General features: G+C 73.2%; 4 protein-coding genes. 2 read left to right on the top strand and 2 right to left on the bottom strand.

Going from position 1 to position 3,621, the window contains the following annotated elements; translation table 11 throughout:
* Positions 1-782: PucR family transcriptional regulator (locus ACQKIP_RS42815; protein WP_427745486.1), on the top strand; the 782-nt coding region annotated here is incomplete at its 5' end.
* A 165-nt stretch (positions 783-947) separates the two neighbouring features.
* Entirely contained in the window at positions 948-1,736 is a 789-nt protein-coding gene (locus tag ACQKIP_RS42810; protein WP_365857574.1) for a phosphatase, read from the top strand.
* Here ACQKIP_RS42810 and ACQKIP_RS42805 read toward each other — a convergent pair.
* Together ACQKIP_RS42805 and ACQKIP_RS42800 are read right to left on the bottom strand one after the other, a co-directional pair.
* Positions 1,720-2,709 (bottom strand): cation diffusion facilitator family transporter, encoded by a 990-nt coding sequence (locus tag ACQKIP_RS42805; protein WP_365857572.1) that lies wholly within the window; start codon positions 2,707-2,709, stop codon positions 1,720-1,722. The genes ACQKIP_RS42810 and ACQKIP_RS42805 overlap by 17 nt on opposite strands.
* A 52-nt stretch (positions 2,710-2,761) precedes the next feature.
* A complete protein-coding gene (locus ACQKIP_RS42800; RefSeq protein WP_427745484.1) occupies positions 2,762-3,619 on the bottom strand; it encodes an acyl-CoA thioesterase in 858 nt (285 codons plus the stop codon).
* Positions 3,620-3,621: the final 2 nt, after the last annotated feature.

Raw genomic sequence — 3,621 nt, 5'->3', positions numbered from 1 at the left:
CCGCGTACGCGCTCGGCGGCGGGCAGGGGTTCGCGCTCGGGGTCGCCACCGAGCAGCGCGAGCCGGGGGACCACACCATCACCGGGGTCGCCGTCGTGCTGCTCTCGCTCCTGACCGGCAAGCACCAGGGCGCCGCCGACTCCGTGCGCTCGGCGGCGCTCGTACGGCTGCTCCTGGGCTCGGCGGCGGGCGATGTCGCGCCTCTCCTGGGGGGCGAGGAGTGGACGGTGGTACACGCGCGCGGGGATGCGGGCAGCGACCCGGTGGCCCACTCCGTCGCCGCGTCGGCGCTCGCCGCGGCGCTGGGCAGCGGCCTGGTCGACACGGACCCGGAGCAGGATCTCGTACGGCTGCTGCTCCCCGCCGACCGCGAGCCTGCCGGGCAGCCCGGCTGGACCCTCGGCGTCTCCGCCCCCGCGTCCCCCGGTGACCTGCCCGCCGCCGACGCTCAGGCGGACCGCGCCCTGCGCCGCGCCGAAGCCACCCGCGCGCCCCTCGTCCGGCACCGCGAGGCGGGCATCGCCGCACTGGTCGCCCCCGCAGAGGCGGCGGCCCACGCGCGCGTGCTGCTCGCCCCGCTCGGCGGCAGCACGGCACTCGCCGAAACCCTGCGCACCTGGCTCTCCCTGCACGGCAACTGGGACCGCACGGCAACGGCCCTGGGCGTCCACCGCAACACGGTCCGGCAGCGCATCACGCGGTGCGGGGCGCTCCTGGGCGCGGACCTGGACGACCCGGACGTACGCATGGAGCTGTGGTTCGCGCTGGGCAGGACCAGGTGAGGAGCGCCCCGTAAGGGGCGCGGGGAACTGCGCGCTCAGCCTTCTGCGGCCCGCAGCCACAGAAACAACCACCCCCGCCCGAGCCAAACGCAGTGCAGCGCACCTCACAGTCCAGGCTTCGGGACTGCCCGCCATCAGGCGGTTACCGGCGGCAGAATAGGGACCATGCCAATACCCACCCGTGCCGCGCTCGTAGACCACCTGGTCAGCTCCCGCATCGCCGGCGACGTCGCCACGCCCCGCGAGAACAACCTCAGCCACTACAGGAAGCTCGCGAACGGCGACCGCCACTACTGGCTGGGCCTGGAGCTCGGCGACCGCTGGACCGACGAGCAGGACGTCCTCGCGGTGATGGCCGAGCGGTGCGGCGTGATCGACGACGCGGAATTCCGGTACGGGCAGGACACCATCGACCCGGAGCTGACGGTCGACGCCCTGGAGCGGATGGCGGCGCGCCTGCGCAAGGCGGCGGCCGGCAAGGAGAGGGTCCTTTTCGCCACCGGCCACCCCGGAGGGCTCCTCGACGTGCACCGCGCGACGGCCGCGGCCCTGCGCGCGGCGGGCTGCGAGATCGTCGTCATCCCGGAGGGCCTCACCGCCGACGAGGGCATGGTCTTCCAGTTCGCGGACGTGGCCATGCTGGAGCGCGGCGCGACCCTGTGGCACACGCACTCCCCCGAGCCGATGAACGCGATCCTGGACGGCCTGGAGCGCGAGGGCCGGCCGCAGCCCGACCTGGTCGTCGCCGACCACGGGTGGGCAGGACGGGCGGGCCAGCGCGGCATCGACTCCGTGGGGTACGCGGACTGCAACGACCCGGCGCTGTTCATCGGCGAGGCCGAGGGCACCCTCCAGGTGACGGTCCCGCTGGACGACCACGTCACGAGCCCGCGCCACTACGACCCGATGACGGCCTACCTCCTGGACGCGGCGGGTCTCACGGCCACGGGTTGAGCCCTTCCTCGCGGCGCTGGGCGTACCCCGGCGTCGGGTCCAGATAGACCCGTCGTACGCCGGGAAAGCGCTCCCGCACCCGCCGCTCGGCCTGCTCGCAGGCCCATTCGATCTGCGCCGCCGTCGAGGCGTCCCTGAAGTCGACCTTGGCGGCGACGAGCGCCTCGCGCGGCCCCTGGAGCAGCGTCGTCAGTTCGAGCACGGCCTCGACGTGCTCGGAGGCGAGGAGTTCGGCGCGGATCTCCTGGCGCATCGGCTTCGGCAGCGGGCGCCCGATGAGGAGCTGCGCGTTGCTGCGCCCGAGCACCCAGGCCACGTACAGGAGCAGCGCGCCGATGCAGAGCGAGGCCACGCCGTCCCACACTCCGGACCCGGTGAGCTGCCCGCCGAGCAGGCCCAGTGCGGCAAGGACGAGTCCGGCGAGGGCGGCGGAGTCCTCCAGGACGACGGCCTTCACGGCGGTGTCGGGCGTGTAGCGCAGATAGCGCCCGAAGGACGCCCCGAAGCGCTCCGCCTCGCCACGGGCCTGCTTGACGCCGGTGCGCAGGGAGTAGCCCTCCAGGAGGAAGGCGACGGCGAGCACGATGTACGAGACGAGCGGGTCGCCGAGTTCCTCGCCGGCGACCAGCGTGTGGATGCCGTCGTAGATCGAGAAGACGGCGCCGCCGACGAAGGTGGCGACGGCCGCGAGCATCGCCCAGATGTAGCGCTCGGGGCCGTAGCCGAGCGGATGGTCCTCGTCGGCGGGCTTCTCGCTGCGTTTCAGGGCGGTCAGGAGCAGCAGTTCGGTGACGGTGTCGGCCAGGGAGTGCGCCGCTTCGGAGAGCATCGCGCTGGAGCCGCTGATGACACCGGCGACGGCCTTGGCGACGGCGATCCCGAGGTTGGCGACGGCGGCGACGATGACGGTGAAGGTGCTCTCGCCGCCGCCTTCGGGCGGCTCGGGCTGGACTCTGTCGACCTGCTCGCTCATGTATCGGACGGTATGTCCGATCACCGGGGAACGCGAACGACGCCTTCGTGAATCAGCGCGGGACGCGGACGACGCCTTCTTGGATCACCGTCACCGCGAGCTGCCCGTCCTGCGTCCAGATCCGCGCCTGGCCGAGGCCGCGCCCGCCGGACGCGGACGGCGACTCCTGGTCGTACAGGAGCCATTCGTCCGCCTTGAAGGGGCGGTGGAACCACATGGCGTGGTCGAGCGAGGCGCCGACGACGTCACCGACCGCCCAGCCGCCGCGGCCGTGCGCGAGCAGCACCGAGTCGAGGAGCGTCATGTCGGAGACGTAGGTGGCGAGGCAGACGTGCAGCAGGGAGTCGACGGTGTGGCCGGCGGAGTTGCCGACGTCGTCGAGCTTGCCGTTCGTGCGGAACCACACCTGGGAGCGCGGTTCGCGCGGCTGCCCGACGGTGGCCCAGGGCGGCGCGTCCACGTAGCGCAGGTCGACGGCCGCGCGGGCCTCGATCAGGCGGTCGGCGACGTGCTGCGGGAGATGGCGCGGCAGCATCTCGGCGGCGGTCGGAAGTGTCTCCGGGTCCGGTGCCGACGGCATGCCCGTCTGGTGTTCGAGGCCCTCTTCGTACGTCTGGAAGGACGCGGAGAGGTGGAATATCGGCTGCCCGTGCTGGACGGCGACGACGCGGCGCGTGGTGAAGGAGCGGCCGTCGCGGATCCGGTCGACGGTGTAGACGATCGGCGCGCCCGGGTCACCGGCACGCAGGAAGTACGCGTGCAGGGAGTGGGCGGGCCGGTCGGCGGGGACCGTGCGGCCCGCCGCCACCAGCGCCTGGGCGGCCACCTGGCCGCCGAAGACGCGCGGGACGAGCGCCGAGCGGCTCTCGCCCCGGAATATGTCCTCCTCGATCTGCTCCAGGTCGAGCAGAT

The sequence above is a fragment of the Streptomyces sp. NPDC059900 genome (assembly GCF_050270335.1).
GTDB lineage: Bacteria > Actinomycetota > Actinomycetes > Streptomycetales > Streptomycetaceae > Streptomyces.
The sequence above is the reverse complement of the archived record's forward strand: the minus strand, read 5'-3'. Positions and strand labels throughout refer to the sequence as shown.